General features: G+C 51.1%; 3 protein-coding genes. 1 reads left to right on the forward strand and 2 read right to left on the reverse strand.

The window, feature by feature from the left end:
* Nucleotides 1-11: 11 nt before the first annotated feature.
* Both KME12_20100 and KME12_20105 read right to left on the reverse strand, forming a co-directional pair.
* Nucleotides 12-4,781 carry an amino acid adenylation domain-containing protein gene (locus KME12_20100; GenBank protein ID MBW4490089.1) on the reverse strand — a complete coding sequence of 1,590 codons (4,770 nt, stop codon included), beginning with the start codon at nt 4,779-4,781 and terminating at the stop codon, nt 12-14.
* Between the two features lie 22 nt (nt 4,782-4,803).
* Nucleotides 4,804-16,671 carry an amino acid adenylation domain-containing protein gene (locus KME12_20105; protein ID MBW4490090.1) on the reverse strand — a complete coding sequence of 3,956 codons (11,868 nt, stop codon included), beginning with the start codon at nt 16,669-16,671 and terminating at the stop codon, nt 4,804-4,806.
* Between the two features lie 323 nt (nt 16,672-16,994).
* Between KME12_20105 and KME12_20110 the strand changes: the two genes are divergently transcribed.
* On the forward strand, nt 16,995-17,999 hold the full coding sequence (locus KME12_20110) for an ABC transporter ATP-binding protein (protein MBW4490091.1): 1,005 nt from the start codon (nt 16,995-16,997) through the stop codon (nt 17,997-17,999).

A 17,999-nucleotide genomic window follows, 5' to 3' on the forward strand; every position in this document is an offset into this window, starting at 1 on the left:
ATTGGTGCTCTCTAGTGAAATTGGGGAGACGCGAGGAAACCACTACGGCTGAAGTAAGACAGATAGATATCAACTAACTGGTTCACTGAGGGGCAAGCGATCGCGCTGTTTCTTAACCCATGCAAGACATGATGACAATCAAACCCCGATGCCCGGAGATCAGACTCAGATGGGTTAGATGGCTCTTGATCAACCTCTTCTTGATATAAGGTGATGAAGGGAGCTAGGGCATTGTCTGAAGCACTGTCTGGAGTGGTTGCCAGAGACTGCATTAGGTGCTCTCGCCATTGCTCGTAAGGTAGTTTAGTCAGCGGGTAGCCCTTGGAGTAGAGCAACTCGAAGAATTCTACGCTAGAAATGGGCTGAGGATTAACCAGGTGAAAGGCTTGACCGATCGCCTCTGGTTGTTGGGAGAGATGCACGATCGCTTGACTGGCAAAATCGACAGGGACAAAGGCTTGCTGCTCATTGCCTAGATCAGGAAAGTAGCCCATCTGGATGCAGCCCTTAGTGAAGCTCGATTCAAAGTCTTGGGTGTTGGTGATCCCCGTTTGGCTCGATCCCGCGATCGCCCCTGCCCGAAAGACCGTGACAGGTAATCCCCTCGACTTCGCAATCCAGATTAACTTTTCAGCCACCCATTTGCTCTGGGCATAACCTAGGCTGAGACTAGCCTCGTAACCATCAATGTTGGTATCTTCTGCAATGACTGTGGCAGCGACATCAGAACGCGCTCCGAAAATCGCCACGGTAGAAACATAATGGACGAATTTAGTTCTACTCTGGCAAGCTAGTTGCAAAATAGCTTGAGTGCCTAAAACGTTGGCGGCCTTGAGCTGAGAGTAAGGCTTCAAGAAATTTACATCTGCGCCATTGTGGTAAATCGCTTCAATTTGGTGAGCCAGTTGAGCAAAGGTTTCTGGGGCAAGACCGAGCAACGGTTGAGCTAAATCACCTAAAACAGGGATAATCCGATGGCTCAAGTTGGGACTCCACAACTCATACTTCTCCAGAGCTTGCTGGATGCGTTGCAATCCCTGCTGTGGTTCCGAGGCTCGGACTAAGCAGTAAACATTCGCTTGAGTCTGCTGCAATAATTCATGTAGAAGGAAGGCTCCCAGAAACCCCGTGGCTCCCGTCAGCAGCACATGGCGTAACTCAGCAGCGGAGGTGACTGGAGTCGGGGGAGAGATTTCAGGTGGGAGAACCGCCTCTGCTGGTAAATCTACCGCAGCCGTTACGTGAGACAGATCTGCATGACGTAGCGCTTCAATTGCTGCCGCCAGCCCTGCGATCGTAGGTTGCTCAAACAGGCATCGGACTGGAAGTTTGACTTGCAACCTTTCCCGCGCTGCTAGCACTAACTGAGCGGCTAGGAGTGAGTTACCCCCTAGCTCAAAGAAGTTGTCATAGATGCTGAGTTCGGCAATATCCAGCGTTTTACTCCAGAGCGCTAGCAGTTTCTCCTCCGTGGCGGTGCGGGGCAGAGCGATCGCATCCTTGGTTGCTAAACGGCTTTGATCGGGGGCAGGTAAAGCGCGGCGATCAACTTTGCCATTGGCGGTTAAAGGTAGGCTGGGCAATAATAGGAAGCGATCGGGCACCATGTAGTCAGGCAGTTTGTGCTGGAGAAAAGCCCGCAGATTTTGGGTGATTGTGCGCTGCAGCGTCTTGAGGAATCCTTGCGTTTCTAGAAGTGACTCTAGAGTTTGGCGCATCAGGGTTTGCTGAGCGGGTGTCAAATCAAATTCAACCCCAATCTGATTAGCTTGCTGCCAAGCGATCGCCCCGTCTAACCACTGCTCCGCCAGGTGAGGCAACTGCAACCTCAAATGAATGCGTTGACCGATGACTGCGGTGATGGGAATGCCCGCTAGGCAAACTCCGTCCAGGGAGAGGTCTACAGTAGTCACCTCCAGTAGGCAAAAGTCAGGCAATTCGACTAAGCATTGACTCTGCACTGGCACGCGATCGGGTAGTAAATCGGTTGCGAGATAGGCGACGAGGCGCTGGTTGCCAGGGATATCTTCGCGGACCAGTACCACGGCTTCCCGAATGTCGGGATGTTGGCTCAAAGCAGACTCAATTTCACCTAACTCAATCCGAAAACCTCGAATTTTGACTTGGTGATCGATGCGTCCCAGATATTCAATGTCTCCATTAGCTAAGCGGCGAGCTAAGTCACCTGATTTATACAGGCGGGCGGCAGAGTTAGAACTAAAGGGGTGAGCAATGAACCGTTCATGAGTCAAATCAGGACGGTTGAGGTAGCCTCTGGCTAAACCTGCGCCACCAATGTACATTTCTCCAGGTACACCGATTGGCACGGGTTGTTGTTGCTGATCGAGGATGTAGAGCTGCAAATCAGGGATCGGCTGACCGATGACACTGCCAGAGGCTCCCGTCAAGTCAGCGATCGCTAAGGGCCGATAAGTCACATGTACAGTTGTTTCTGTGATGCCGTACATATTGACGAGCTGTGGTTGCTGATCGCCGTGGCGATCGAACCAGGGTTTCAAGCTTTGTATTTCTAGGGCTTCTCCTCCAAAGATCACCAGTCGCAAGGCCAATGGCTTGAGCACATCCAGCGATGCTTCTACTCGCATCAGTTGGCGGAAGGCTGAGGGCGTTTGGTTGAGCACTGTTACTTGCTCTGTGCAAAGGAGATCGTAAAAGGTATCGGGTGAGCGACTGATGTGATAGGGAACAACAACGACTCGACCGCCATAGAGCAACGCCCCCCAGAGTTCCCATACCGAGAAATCGAAGGCGTAGGAGTGAAAGAACGTCCAGACATCTCGTTCGGTGAAGTGAAACCAAGCTTGCGTAGCCTGGAAAAGACGCGCCACATTGGCATGGTTAATCAACACCCCTTTTGGTTTGCCTGTAGAACCGGAGGTGTAAATGATGTAAGCCAAATTGTCCGGTGTGGCTCCACTGGTAGGATTATCTTGACTTGCCTGGGCGATCGCTGGCTCCTGATCCAAGCATATAGTGTAAGCTTTGGGGGCGGAAATTCTGGACAGCAAGGATGTTTGAGTCAGTAAGACTGATACTTGAGCGTCTTCTAGGATGAAAGCCAACCGCGCTGCGGGATAGGTGGGATCAAGTGGCACATAGGCTCCTCCTGCTTTAAGAATGCCGAGGATACCTATGATCATGTCTAGGGAGCGATCGACACAGATCCCCACCAACGTTTCGGGTTGGACTCCTAATTTTTGGAGATAATGCCCCAGTTGATTCGCCCGTTGATTCAGGTCTTGGTACGTGAGGTGCTGGTGCTCAAAGCTGACTGCAATGGCATCAGGCGATCGCGCGACTTGCTGCTCGAACCACTGATGTAAGCAAACCTGTGCAGGATACTGCTGGTCATGCTGGTTCCACGCAGAGAACTGTTGTTGTTCTGTCTCAGTCAATAAAGGTAACTGAGAGAGCGGTTGCTCAGGCTGGGCAACAATTCCCGCCAGTAAAGTCTGGTAATGACCTGCCATCCGTGCGATCGTTGCGGCATCAAACAAGTCGCTACTGTACTCGATCGCGATACTCAAGCCGTCGGCTGTTTCTTCTACCGCAAACGTGAGATCAAACTTGGCAGTGTGACTGGGGATATCCAACGCACTCAACAGTAATTCAGAGTCGATGGTTGGGACCGTGGCATTTTGCAGCACAAACATCACTTGAAACAAGGGATTCTGGCTCAAGTTGCGCTCTGGATGCAGGGCTTCCACCAACTGCTCAAACGGCAATTCCTGATGCTCATAGGCACCTAAGGTGACTTGCTGGACTCGTTTGAGCAAGGTACGAAAACTGGGGTTGCCAGAGAAATCGGTGCGGAGAACTAAGGTATTGACAAAGAAGCCAATCAGTCCTTCAATTTCAACGCGATCGCGATTGGCAATGGGAGAACCGACAATAATGTCTTCCTGTCCACTGTACCGATGCAGCAAGGTTTTGAAGGTCGCTAACAACGTCATGAACAACGTTGCTCCTTCTCGCTGCGTTAAGGTTTTGAGGTCTGTGGTCAGGCGATCGCTGATCGTAAAGGTATAAGTGTCTCCCCGAAAGCTTTGCACCGCTGGACGGGGGCGATCGGTTGGGAGTTGTAAGCTGGGCAGGTCACCGCTCAGTTGCTGGGTCCAGTAATTGAGGAGCGTGGCTTTCACCTCGCCTTGGAGCCAATCTTGCTGCCACTGAGCGAAGTCACCATACTGAATGGGTAGCTCTGGTAGTACAGGAGTTTGACCTTGTGATAAAGTAGCATAAAAGGTCGATAACTCTTGAAACAACACATTAAACGACCACTGATCCGAAATGATGTGGTGCATGCTCAGCAGCAACAAGTTCTCGGTAGCAGAGAGTTGCAACAGCGTGGTTCGCATCAGGGGGCCACGACTGAGGTTGAAAGGATGTTGAGCGTCCTCCGTGGCTAAGCGCTGAATTTCAGTATCTTGCTCGGTGGTCTCTAAATGCTGCAAATCAATCCGGGATAGTTGCCAGTTGCTGACAGGAGAGATCACCTGCATAGGGTCTCCATCCACAATCTCGAATGTAGTTCGCAGGCTTTCATGGCGCTGCACAATTGCTTGGAAGCTGGCTGTTAAGGTGGCAATGTCTAAGGCTCCTTGCAGACGTACCACAGCCGCCAAATTGTAGAGTGAGCTATTGGGCAATAACTGATCTAAAAACCACAAGCGTTGCTGGGCAGAAGAAGTCGGAAAAATCAGAACCTCTTCATCTAGCTGTGCCGGATCAACCTGAGCGCGATCGCCATCAAATGTCATACTGATGCTCCTGTTATCTTATTTATGAATTCAAACCATTGTTGAGAGCAGACCGTTTCACCCGCCGAGCATCGCGAGAGACCGCACCAATCGGACTAGAGCGCAGTGCAGGACTACTTTTCTGCAAATGCTCGATGGCAGTCGCTAATGCCGCGATCGTGGGTGACTCAAACAAATGACGCAAGGAGATTTCTACCTGGAAGCTGCTGCGCGATCGCGAGATCACCTGCGTTGCTAGTAAGGAATGTCCTCCTAAGGCTAAGAAATTGTCATGAACGCCAACTTGCGGCAGTCCTAGAACTTCTTGCCAAATGCCTGCTAGCGTTACCTCAACGGGAGTGCGAGGAGCTACAAAACTATCTTTGAGTTCCAAGGCGATCGGTTCAGGATTGGGTAGGGCTTGGCGATCGAGCTTGCCATTGGCTGTAACTGGGAATGTTTCTAACCACACGAAGGCAGCCGGAATCATGTATTCAGGCAAGTGTTGTTGCAGGAAGGCTTGTAGCTCCTGAGTTTCAGGCATTAGTGCTTGGGCCGCAATTAGGTAGGCTACGAGTTGCTTGTCTCCTGATGTCGTTTCTCGATCGATCGCGATCGCCTCTCGTACAGCGGCATGCTGAGCTAAGACGGCTGCGATTTCCCCTAACTCAATCCGGAAGCCACGAATTTTGACTTGGTGGTCAATGCGGCCCAAATACTCGATGCTGCCATCGGGGCGATAGCGAGCTAAGTCTCCAGTTTTGTAGAGGAGTGAGGAGTAAGGAGTAAGGGGTGAGGGGTAAGGATCAGGAATAAATCGCTCTTGAGTGAGTTCTGGGCGGTTGAGGTAACCTCTAGCTACGTTGACACCACCGATGTAAAGCTCTCCGACTACGCCGATCGGCACTGGTTGGAGATGTTGATCCAAGAGATGAATTTGGGTATTAGCGATCGGGCGACCAATCGGCACTACCGTTTGATTCGCTTCCGGTTGGCAGTGCCAGAAGGTCACATCCACTGCCGCTTCTGTGGGCCCATAGAGATTATGGAGCTGGGCTGGCAAGCGAGTGAAAAAGCGCTCTTGCAGTTCTAGGGGTAAAGCTTCACCGCTGCACATCACTTGGCGGAGACAACCACATTGCTCTAAACCTGATTCTTCTAGAAACACCCGCAGCATTGAGGGGACAAAGTGCAACGTAGTAATCTGCTGTTGGGCAATCAATTCCACTAAGTAAGTCGGGTCTTTGTGTCCCTCCGGTCGAGCCACTACTAACTTCGCTCCCGTCATCAGCGGCCAGAAGAATTCCCAAACCGAGACATCAAAGCTAAAGGGAGTCTTTTGCAAGACGCGATCGCGAGCAGTTAACTGATAGGCATCCTGCATCCACAGGAGACGGTTACAGATGCCGCGATGGGTATTCATGGCTCCTTTGGGTTTGCCTGTAGAGCCAGAGGTGTAGATTACATAGGCCAGGTTCTCGGCGGTGACTCCGCTATCAGGATTATGGTCAGTTTCCTGTTCTATGTTCGGCCAATCGCGATCGAGACAGACCAGAGTTGCTTGATCCTGTGGGAGGCGATCGAGTAAGTGAGATTGAGTCAGCAGCACAGGCACTTGAGCATCAGCCAGCATGAAGGCTAATCGATCTGGGGGATATCCTGGATCAAATGGCACATAAGCGCCGCCCGCTTTCAAGATCCCTAAAAGCCCAATCACCATTTCTAGGGAGCGATCGACGCAGATGCCCACCAAAGTTTCTGGTTTAACTTGGAGTTTTTGCAGATAGTGAGCCAGTTGATTCGCTCTAGCGTTTAGCTCTCGATAGGTAAGCGATTGGTCTGCAAAACTAACGGCAATTGCATCGGGGGTGCGCTCTACTTGAGCCTGAATCCACTGATGCAAACAGATATCTAGGGGACAGTCTACTTGCGTCTGATTCCAAGCCTGAATCTGTTGTTGCTCACTAGCAGTTAGGATAGATAGCTCTGAAAGCGGTTTGGTTGGCTCAGCCACAATTCCCTCTAACAGGGTTTGGAAGTGCCCCATCATGCGGGTAATGGTCGGAGCATCAAATAAGTCGGTGCTGTATTCAAATTCTCCGACTAGCCCATCCGTGGTTTCGTGAAACTCCAACGTTAGATCGCAGCGGGCCATGCCATTATGAACATCCATGCGGCTGAGGGTCCAACCTGACTCCACTTTTGGCATCGCTGGATCGAGCAACAACATGACTTGATAGAGCGGATTTTGACCTAAGTTGCGCTGCGATCGCAACTCTGCAACCAACTGGTCAAAGGGCACCTCACGGTGAGCGTAGGCAGATAACGTGACTTCTCGGACCCGCTGCAATAGATCCCGGAAACTCGGATTACCGGAGAGATCCGTTCGCAGGACGAGGAAATTCACGAAGAAGCCAATCAACGGTTTGAGTTCCGGGCGATCGGGTTCTGCGGCGATCATGCCCACCGGAATATCCGTTTGTCCCGAATATCGATGCAGCAAGGTTTTGAATGCTGCTTGCAAGGTCATAAACAGCGTCACTCCCTCGCGTCGGGATAGCGCTTTGAGCTGTTCGGTCAAAGTCTTGGAAAGAGTGAGTTCTTGCCAATGACCCGCAAAGGATTGGTTGGCAGGACGAGGGCGATCGCTGGGCAACTGCAAGGTGGGCAAGTTTGCTAGTTGCTGCTTCCAGTAGGTCAAATGCGGTTCGAGGATCTGCGGTTTTAGCCACTGCCGCTGCCAAGCTGCAAAGTCAGCATATTGAATCGGTAACTCTGGCAAGGGAGAAGGTTTTCTGGCACAAAACGCCTTGTAGAGAACTTCTAGTTCCTTCAAGAAATTTACCAAGGACAGCCCATCATAGATGATGTGGTGCAGTACTAAACAGAGGCGATAATCGGTTTCGTCCATCCGGATCAGGTAGGGGCGTAGCAGCAAATCAGCCGCTAAGTCAAAGGGCCGCTGTACTTCTACGCTGAGCCGCTGTAAAGCTTCAGATTCGCGCTCGGTTGCGGCTAGCGATCGCAGATCTAACCTGGGTAGCTGCACCGTTCTCGCTTCATGAATCACTTGCACAGGCAAACCTTCATTCAACACAAAGTTGGTGCGCCAAGCTTCATGACGGCGAATGATTTCATTCAAGGCTTGTTCTAATGCCGTGGGGTTGAGCAGACCAGGCAATTGAAAGGCGATCAAGTAATTGTAAGACGGCAGTTCAGTTTGAACCTGACTCAGCAACCACATTTGCTGCTGCGGAAAAGATAGTGGCAAGGGTTGATTTCGAGCCACAGGTAAGATCGCTGGAGTTGGCTCTCCGGAGGGATGTAGGCGATCGCTCTCTAAACTTTGCGCTAAAGTTGTGATCGTGGGAAACTCAAATAGGTTGCGGAGGGGTAACTCCACCTGAAGGGCACTACGAATTCGAGAGATGATCTGAGTGGCTAAGAGAGAATGTCCGCCTAGTTCAAAGAAATTGTCGTGAATGCCGACTTGCTCTAACCCTAAGACTTCTCCCCAAATCCCTACCAAGATTTCTTCAGTGAGGGTTCGGGGTGTGTCGGTAGATTCTATTGAGGTTACCAGCTCACTAGCAGCGAGGGCACGGCGATCGACCTTGCCATTGGGAGTGAGAGGGAGGGCACTCAAAGGCATAAAAGTGGAGGGCACCATATAATCTGGGAGTTTCTGCTTCAAGAAACGCCGTAGGCTCTCGGTGATGGTGCGTTGTAACACCTTCAGGAGGCCCTGATTTTGTAGTAGATGCTCCACACTGCTTTGAAGGAGAAGTTGTTCTGAAGGCGTCAAGTTAAACTGAATGCCCGCGCGATCGCCCCGACACCAAGCCACAGTTCCCTCTAAGTACACCAACTCGGCTGTGACAGGTAGATGTAGCTTGGCTCGAACTTGCTGTTCCGGTTGCCAGTGAGCAGGCGCCCCGATTACACCCAATCCACCGAGGGAGAGGTCTTCTGTCAAAAGTTCAACCATGCTGTTGGCTGATTCTACCCAACACTTGACCTCCATCGGGACGCGATCGGGGATGAGTTTAGACACGACATAGGCGATCAAGCGTTTATCGTTAGGGCTTTGTTCTTGAATGAGTACTACTGCTTCCTTCACGTCTGGGTGTTGGGTTAGCGTGGCCTCAATTTCACCAATTTCAATCCGGAAGCCGCGCAGCTTCACCTGCTGGTCAATCCGTCCCAAATATTCCAGACTGCCATCTGGTAAATAACGCGCTAGATCTCCTGTTCTATAAAGGCGATCGCCAGGTATCCTACTGAACGGATTAGGGATAAACCGCTCGGCTGTCAAGTCAGGACGATTGAGATATCCTCTCGCTAAGCCTGTACCGCCAATATAGATTTCTCCAGGAATGCCAATGGGTACAGGTTGTAACTGAGCATCCAATAAATAAATTTGGCTATTGGTGATGGGCTGACCAATCGGCGGTTTTTGACTTTCATCTTGGCATGGGGCCACCGTGACACAGACAGTCGCTTCTGTGGGGCCATAGGCATTAAAAAAGCGTCGTCCAGGTGCCCACTGTGCTACTAGCTGAGGGGGGCAAGGCTCTCCCCCGACAATCAGAGTTTCTAGGGCTGGGAGTTCCTGAAATGGCAGAGCCGCAAGCACTGATACGGGAAAAGCAACGGTAGTAATGGATCGCTCTTGCAGCACTTGGAGCAGTTCTCTTCCTGGCAAAAGCGTATCTGCTGTTTCTAAACAGAGCGTTGCCCCAGCGCAAAGTGTGGTAAAGATATCGGAAACCGAGACATCGAAGCTAAAGGAGGCAAACTGTAGAACTCGGCTATCCTGGCGGATCTGAAACCGAGGAATTAAATCCGCGACTAAATTGCAAAGTCCTGCATGTTGTAACAAGACTCCTTTAGGTTTGCCTGTAGAGCCAGAGGTGTAGATCACATAGGCTAGATTGTTGGCGCTGGCTCCACTGACTGGATTGGTGATGGCTTGAGGAGATGTGTTAGCTGCGATCGCGCCCCATTCAGTATCCAAGCAAATAACCTGGGCTTGATGGGATGGCAGGGATGGCACTAAGTGAGATTGGGTCAGTAATACGGGTGCCTGGGTATCCTCCAGCATAAAGCTCAGACGCTCTGCGGGATATTTGGGATCTAAAGGTACATAAGCTCCCCCCGCTTTCAGAATGCCAAGGATACCCACAATCATCTCGAAGGAGCGATCGACGCAGATGCCAACCAGAACTTCCGGGCCAACTTCCAGCGTTCTGAGGTAATGCGCTAATTGGTTTGATCGCTCGTTTAACTCTTGGTAGGTCAGGGATTGACCCGCAAAGATCAGGGCGATCGCCTCTGGGGTTTGCTCTGCTTTGGCTTCAAACCATTGATAAATTGTCTGATCAGAGGGATAAGCCGCCTGCGTATGGTTCCACTCCACCAATTGTTGCTGTTCGCGGGGGGTTAATAGGGGTAGTTGAGCGATTGACTGCTGTGTATTAGCAATAATCCCTGTCAGCAACGTCTCGAAATGTCCCGTAAGGCGAGCGATCGTGCTGGTATCAAATAGATCTGTGTTGTATTCCCAAATTCCCACTAACCCCCGTTCGGTTTCGTCTAAGGAGAGGGTCAAGTCAAACTTAGCGGTGCCACTATCCACCGCTAACGGGGTCAGAGTCAGGCCAGGGAGTTCCAATTCTGAGGCAGGAACATTTTGCAGCACAAACATCACTTGAAACAGGGGCGTATAAGCCAAATTCCGCGCAGGCTGGAGAGCTTCTACCAATTGCTCAAAGGGAACATCTTGATGCGCGTAAGCCCCCAAAGCGACTTCTCGGACTCGGTTCAGCAATTGCTGAAAACTGGGATTGCCAGAGAGATCCGTTCGCAGCACTAACGTATTGACGAAGAAGCCAATCAAATCTTCTACTTCAGCTTGCTGACGATTGGCGATCGGAGATCCCACAACAATGTCTAGCTGTCCACTGTAGCGATAGAGCAACGTCTGAAATGCCGCCAATAGAGTCATAAACAGGGTTGCGCCTTCCTGCTGGCTCAATGCTTGCAACGCCTTCATTAATTCCAGTGGCAGCGTAAAAGATTGAGTGGCACCGCACAGACTTTGTTTCAGGGGACGGGGGCGATCGCTGGGTAAATTCAAAACATCCGGCAGGCTAGCGAGCTGTTGCTTCCAATAGGCAAGCTGACTCTCCAGAACATCTCCTTGAAGCCAATCACGTTGCCAATGAGCAAAGTCTGCATATTGGATGGACAGTTGTGGTAGGGATACAGATTGCTCGGCGGCAAACGCTTCGTATAGTGTGGCTAGCTCTCGCACCAACACACCAATAGACCAGGCATCGGAAATAATATGATGCATGGTGAGCAGTAGAATATGTTCCTGTTCGCTCAAGCGCCAGAGCTGACAGCGCAATAGGGACGGCTCAGCTAGGTGGAATGGCTGTTGGGCTGCGGCGGCAATTTCCTGTTGAGCTTGGACTTCTCGCTCGGTTGCTGGCAGGAGGGTGAGGTCTGCGATCGCCAATGACATATTCAAATCAGGAGTAATCTTTTGGGTCGGTTGCCCATCCACCACAATAAAAGAGGTGCGTAAACTCTCATGGCGTTGCCCAATCTCGTTTAAGCTCTGCTGTAGCGCCGACAGATTGAGATTACCTGTGAGCCGAACTGCTTGCGAGATATTGTAGAAGGGGCTATTGGGAATCAGTTGATCCAGAAACCACAAGCGTTGTTGGGCAAAGGAAAGTGGCAACGCTTGATCACGGGAAATGGAGGGAATGACAGCAGGCTGTAGGATCTGGGTTTCCTGATGGGTCGCAGCGATCCAGTCGGCGAGGGAAGCAATCGTGGGCGCGCTAAATAGCGATCGCAGCGGCAACTCCACTTGTAAGTGCTGTCGTACCCGTGAGATTACCTGGGTTCCTAGGAGAGAATGTCCGCCCAACTCAAAGAAGTTATCGGTGATTCCGACTCGCGCCAAACCCAATACTTCGGCCCAGATCCCCGCCAAGGTCACTTCCAAAGCAGTTCGAGGCGCAACAAATTCTCTAACATCTATTTTGGTTAGATCAGGAATCGGCAATGCCCGTCGATCGACCTTGCCACTGGGTGTGAAAGGGAGAGATTCCAAGAGAACGAAGGCAGTAGGCAGCATGTAAGCGGGTAGTTTCGCTTGCAAAAACGAGCGGAGTTGTAGCGTGGAGACTGGATCGCTAGTGGCTTGAGGTACCACATAAGCCACCAAATATTTCTGCCCTGCTGAGTCTTCGCGATCGCTCACAACCGCCTCTTGGACCGCAGGATGTTGATGCAAAGCTGCCTCAATTTCTCCCAACTCAATCCGGAACCCCCGAATCTTCACCTGTTGATCAATGCGTCCCAGATATTCCAAGTTGCCATCGGGTCGATAGCGCACCAAGTCTCCGGTTTTGTAGAGCTTGGCTCCAGGGCGATCGCTAAATGGATGCGCTACAAACTTTTCGGCTGTTAGTTCTGAACGATTTAGGTAACCCCTGGCTAAACCTGCTCCACCGAGATACAGTTCTCCTGCAACGCCGATAGGAACGAGTTGTTGGTGGCGATCGAGCACGTAGGTTTCGATTTGTGGCAGGGCTTGACCGATTGGTACGATCTGTGGAATTGGGTGCGATGCAGAGAGATCACAAGTTGTGGCGACAACCGTTGATTCTGTAGGGCCGTAGGTGTTGACCAAACGAACCTGTGATCCTACCCATTGCTGCCATTGAGCAACTCGTGCGGGTAATGCTTTTTCGCCACCAATAATAACTAAACGGAGATGGCTGGGTAGTGGGATTTGAGTCTCTGTTGCAGCGACAATTTCATGCCAGTAAGCAGTGGGCAAACTGACGAGAGTTAATTGCCATTGCTCACAGGTTTGCAGAAAGGTAGAAACAGATTCCAGCATCCACTCGGTACGGAGCATCAGCGTGGCTCCGACACAGAGACAGGGATAGATCTCCTCAACACTGGCATCAAAGCTGATCGAAGCAAACTGCAACACGCGATCGCTCTGCTGCACCTCATAGGTGGCGATCGCAGCTTGGGTATAGTTGACCAGCGATCGATGCTCGATCATTACCCCTTTGGGCTTGCCAGTGGAGCCAGAGGTGTAGACGACATAGGCCAAATTATGACTCGTGGCCTGACTCACTAAATTCTCTGAGCTGTGCTGAGCGATGTGCGACCAGTCTTGATCTAGGCAGACCACCTGAGCTTGGTGCGGTGGTAGTACAGATAGTAAGTTGGCTTGAGTGAGCAACACAGATACTTGCGAATCCTCTAGCATCCAAGCTAGGCGCTCCGAAGGATAAGCAGGATCGAGCGGCACATAAGCTCCTCCCGCTTTCAGGATGCTGAGCAACCCAATGATCATCTCCAAAGAGCGATCGCAACATAGCCCTACCAAAGTATCTGGTTTGACATTCAGAGTTCTGAGATAGTGAGCCAGTTGATTGGCCCGACTATTTAGTTCTTGATAGGTAAGCTGTTGTCCCCCAAAGATAACGGCGATCGCCTCTGGTGTGCGTTTGACTTGTGCTTCAAAATGCTCATGAATACAGGTCGAGATTGATTCTGAGCGAACTGGATGCTGCCATTGCTTCAAGAGCAGGTGTTGTTCTTGAGAACTCAGTAAGGGCAAAGCAGTGATCGATCGCGTTGGATCTGCGACAACTCCCTCCAGCAAAATCTGAAAGTGCTCAACCATACGAGCGATCGTGCTGGCCTCAAACAAATCTGTATTGTATTCCCAGAAACCAACTAATTCTGTTTCTGTTTGCTCCCAATATAGGCTCAAATCGAGCTTAGCTGTGCCTGTATCTAGGCTCTGATGCAGCGGCGCGATCGCCCATCCCAATTCCTGTTTAGGTGTAGGTGGCTCCAAGACAAACAGAACTTGAAAGGGAGAGTTTTGGCTGGAATGCTGCGGTTGCAACTGCTTCAGTAAAGACTGAAAAGGGAGATCCTGGTGGGCTTGCGCTTGTAAAACGGTCTCCTGAACCCGTGGCAACAACTCTAAAAAACTAGGATTGCCAGAACAGTCTGTGCGAAGAGCCAGGTTATTTAAAAGATATCCCACGACAGACTCCAGCTCTGGCCGCTGCCGCCCAGCAGTCACGGTGCCCACAACAATATCTTCTACGCCCACATAGCGATGCAGAAATGCTTTAAAGGCTGCCAGCAATGTCGTGAATAGTGTCACACCTTGCTGACGGCTCAGCCGCTGTAAAGCTTCAGTCAACGGCTGGGACAACGCGATCGCCTGCTTTGCTCCCCTGAAAGTGGGTAGGGTGGGTCGAGGGCGATCTGTCGGCAAGTTTAAGCCCGGCAAATCAGCCAGTTGTTGTTGCCAATAAGCGAGTTGAGTTTGAGCGATCGGATGTGGATCACCGCCAAAATACTGTTGTTGCCAAGCTGCAAAATCAACCGATTGGATCGCTAGCTCAGGCAGTTGGCAGGATTGACCTTGAGCAAAGGCAGTGTATAGGCTTGCCAGCTCTGGTAGCAAAATATTGACGAAAGAGATGCCATCGAAAATGAGATGGTGAAGCGTGAGATAGAGCCGTATCTCTGTTTTGCTGAGTTGAATTAAAGTGGCTCGTAACAGGAGGTCTTGCGCCAAGTCAAAGGGCTGGGCTGCGGCTTGGGTAGCTAATCTGCGTGCCTCTGTTTCCAGCGATGCAATGGGTGAGGCTGATAAATCAATCACAGATAGCGCGATCGCCCGTACTGGCTGAATCACTTGCACAGGTTGCCCATCTAGGACCAAAAAGTTAGTCCGTAAGCTCTCATGGCGCTGAATCAAAGCGTTTAGAGCTTGCTTCAATGCTTCTACCTGGATGGTACCTGGTAACAAAATTGTGACTGGCTCATTGGCGATCGGCTGATCTGGATCTAATTGCTGTAGTAGCCACAGATGTTGTTGGCCCAGGGAAAGCGGAAAAACGCGATCGCGAGAGATGGCTTGCACAGGTGGGATGCTTGTAGCTGCTGGCTCACCTGTTTCTAGCTCACTGGCTTCTAGTACCGGCGCTAACTCAGCGATCGTAGGGGCATTAAATAAAGTGCGGAGGGATAGTTCTACGCCAAACATTTCTCGGATGCGGGAGATGACTTGAATCGCGCTTAACGACTGTCCACCTAGCTCCCAGAAGTTATCCAGCACTCCGACTGTTTCTACGGCTAAAACCTGGCTCCAAATGCCCACTAATGTCTTTTCGATCGTCGTTTGGGGAGCGACAAACTCAACCGTTCGAGTGAGCAAGCTGAGGTCGGGGACAGGGAGCGATCGCTTGTCCACTTTGCCATTGGTGGTCAGGGGTAGCGCCTCTAGCATCACGAAGGCAGCTGGGGTCATATAATGAGGCAAGCGCTCTTGTAAGAAACCCCGCAACTGCTGTCCGAAAGTGGGTGTCGCGATCGTCGATGTCGGGACTATATAAGCCACTAAACACTTCTCGTCGTTCCCGTGGGGGATATCCTCTCGTGCTGTAACTACGACCGCTTGCACCTGTGGATGTTGCCCCAAAACGGTTTCGATTTCTCCCAGTTCAATCCGAAATCCCCGAATTTTTACCTGTTCATCGATCCGACCGATATATTCAAAGTTACCATCGGGTCGGTAACGTACCAAATCTCCTGTCTTATATAGGCGTGGGGAGTGGGGAGCGAGGGGTGAGAGGTAAGGAGTGAGAGGTGAGGAGTCAGGAGAGGATAGTTGTGTTTCGAGTGGATTGGGAATAAATCGCTTTTGGGTGAGGTCCGGACGATTGAGATAGCCACGGGCTAAGCCGACTCCGCCTAAATACAACTCTCCGATCGCACCAGGAGCCACAATTTGCCCGCTTTGGTCTAAAACATAGGCTTGCAGATTGCGGATCGGCTTGCCAATCGGGACTTCTGCTAGATCTGCTGCTGGAGCCAACTGGGATAAATCACAAATTAAGGCACTAATCGTTGCTTCCGTCGGTCCATAGGCATTGATCAACCGCACCCTCTGTCCCACCTTATGGCCCACCTGTTGCTGCCACAGTCGCAGTCGTGCAGGTAAAGCCCGTTCCCCACCAATCACAACCAAACGTAAGCTGGCAGGTAGGGCTATATTAGCTGCCAGTTTCACGGTTAGCTCGTGCCAGTAAGCCGTGGGTAAACTGAGAACTGTTAACCGCCACTCCTGGCACTGTTGCAAGAATGCGGCTACAGACTCTAGCATCCACTCGGTCCGCAGAACGAGCGTTGCCCCAACACTCAAGCAAGGATAGATTTCTTCAGCACTGACATCAAAGCTGATCGAAGAAAATTGCAGCACGCGATCGCTCTGGCTCAACTCATAGGCATCAATCACGGCCTCGGTGTAATTGAGGAGCGAATTATGCTGAATCAGCACCCCCTTAGGCTTTCCGGTGGAGCCAGAGGTATAGATAACGTACGCTAAGTTTTCTGGATCAACGTCGGGGAGAGGATTTTCGGTATTGTGTTGAGCAATCTCCGTCCAATCATTTAAACAAACAACTGGTGCTGGATGAGCAGGAAGCGATCCCAACAGTTGAGTCTGGGTGAGCAGCACAGAAACATTAGCGTCCTCCAGCATGAACGCGATGCGCTCTTTGGGATAGGCAGGATCGAGTGGCACGTAGGCTCCACCTGCTTTCAAGATCCCCAACAAGCCCACGATCATCTCCACCGATCGCTCGCAGCAAAGCCCTACCAAAACTTCCCGCCCCACCCCCAGCGATCGCAAATAGTGAGCGAGTTGATTCGCCCGCGCATTGAGTTCTTGGTAGGTGATCTGCTGGTCTGGAGCTGCGATCGCGACTGCATCAGGCGTTTTTTCAACCTGCATTTCAAATCGCTGGTGGACTGTCGAAGCTCCAGAAGTTCTGGTGTTATTCATAAGTCTGCTTAGGGGTGGGTTACTCGGTGGGTGAATGAATGCTTGTAGCTTTGTAACCGTGATGGGGGCAACTGTTGAGGTAAAACAGGAGCGTCTACAGATGCTTAGGGTGACTCTCTGAGCAGGGCAAGCCAGAAGCGACAAACCTGACAGGGCAGGTGCATCTGTGTAAAACACATCAAGTGGATGTAGTGTTCCCGACCAGCCAGCCGATGCCACAAATTGCAAAGAAAAACTTAACTTAGCTTTTACCGAAATATTGAGCGAATTTGGGCACTTTAGAGGCAAACCTGCTTATATCAGTCCTTGCTACCTGAGCTTCTATGATCCGACTGTTTGCCAAGAAGAACGAGACTGCGATCGCCAGTCAGCTCCCCAGTCAGCCCCCCAGTCAGTCCCAAGATGCTGATTCTGAATCAACCCTGCTGAGGGCTCATGAACTGTGTAAGTTTTATGGCGATCGCTCAGTGGTGCAAAATGTCTCTTTTACACTCAATCGAGGCGAAGTTTTAGGGTTTTTAGGGCCGAATGGGGCAGGCAAAACCACGACCATTGGCATGCTCTACGGCGCGATTATTCCTTCTCAAGGTTTTGTGCAGCTAAATCAGTGGCGGATTCAGACCCAGGGACAGCAAGCACGATATCACCTGGGCATTGTGCCTCAAGAAGACAACCTGGACCCAGAGTTGAGTGTGTTTGAAAATCTCACCTTCTTTGCCCATTACTATCGGCTAACTGGCAAAAACGCCCGCCAGCGAGCTGGAGAAGTGCTGGCTCAGGTGGGATTACAGGACTATGGTCGCCACAAACCTGATGAACTGTCAGGCGGGCTGAAGCGTCGAGCTGTACTAGCCAGAGCCTTGCTTAACCGTCCGCAAGTCGTGTTTCTGGATGAACCTACCACCGGGCTAGACCCCGATGCCCGTCAGGATTTCTGGAAGCTAGTTACCCAGCTAAAACAAGAAGGTTGCGGCATTTTGTTGACCACTCACTACATGGATGAAGTGCAGCGATTGTGCGATCGCCTGTTGCTGCTTCAGCAAGGTCAAATAATTGATCAGGGCACGCCCAGCGAACTAATTGAGCGAATTATTGGCAAAGAAATTGTTGAAATTACCGGAGTTGATGAGGCGATCCTGAGACCGTTAGCCGCAGAAGCAGGCGCTTGGTGTCGATCCTTTGGTAGCAGCTATCTGTTAACCCTACCCCCCAGTCATGCAGAAACTTTGTGGCAACAACTGGTAGAAACCCAGCCCTCAAAGCTGACCCGCCGCCACGCCAACTTAGAAGATGTCTTCCTCCGTCTCACCGGAGCATCGTTGCAGTAA

This window comes from Trichocoleus desertorum ATA4-8-CV12 (assembly GCA_019358975.1).
Taxonomy (GTDB): Bacteria; Cyanobacteriota; Cyanobacteriia; order FACHB-46; family FACHB-46; genus Trichocoleus; species Trichocoleus desertorum_A.

What these genes read in the sequence shown, in the direction of transcription:
- KME12_20100 (MBW4490089.1), bottom strand. Translation starts at nt 4,781, where the DNA reads ATGACATTTGATGGCGATCGCGCTCAGGTTGATCCGGCACAGCTAGAT.
- KME12_20105 (MBW4490090.1), bottom strand. Translation starts at nt 16,671, where the DNA reads ATGAATAACACCAGAACTTCTGGAGCTTCGACAGTCCACCAGCGATTT.
- KME12_20110 (MBW4490091.1), top strand. Translation starts at nt 16,995, where the DNA reads ATGATCCGACTGTTTGCCAAGAAGAACGAGACTGCGATCGCCAGTCAG.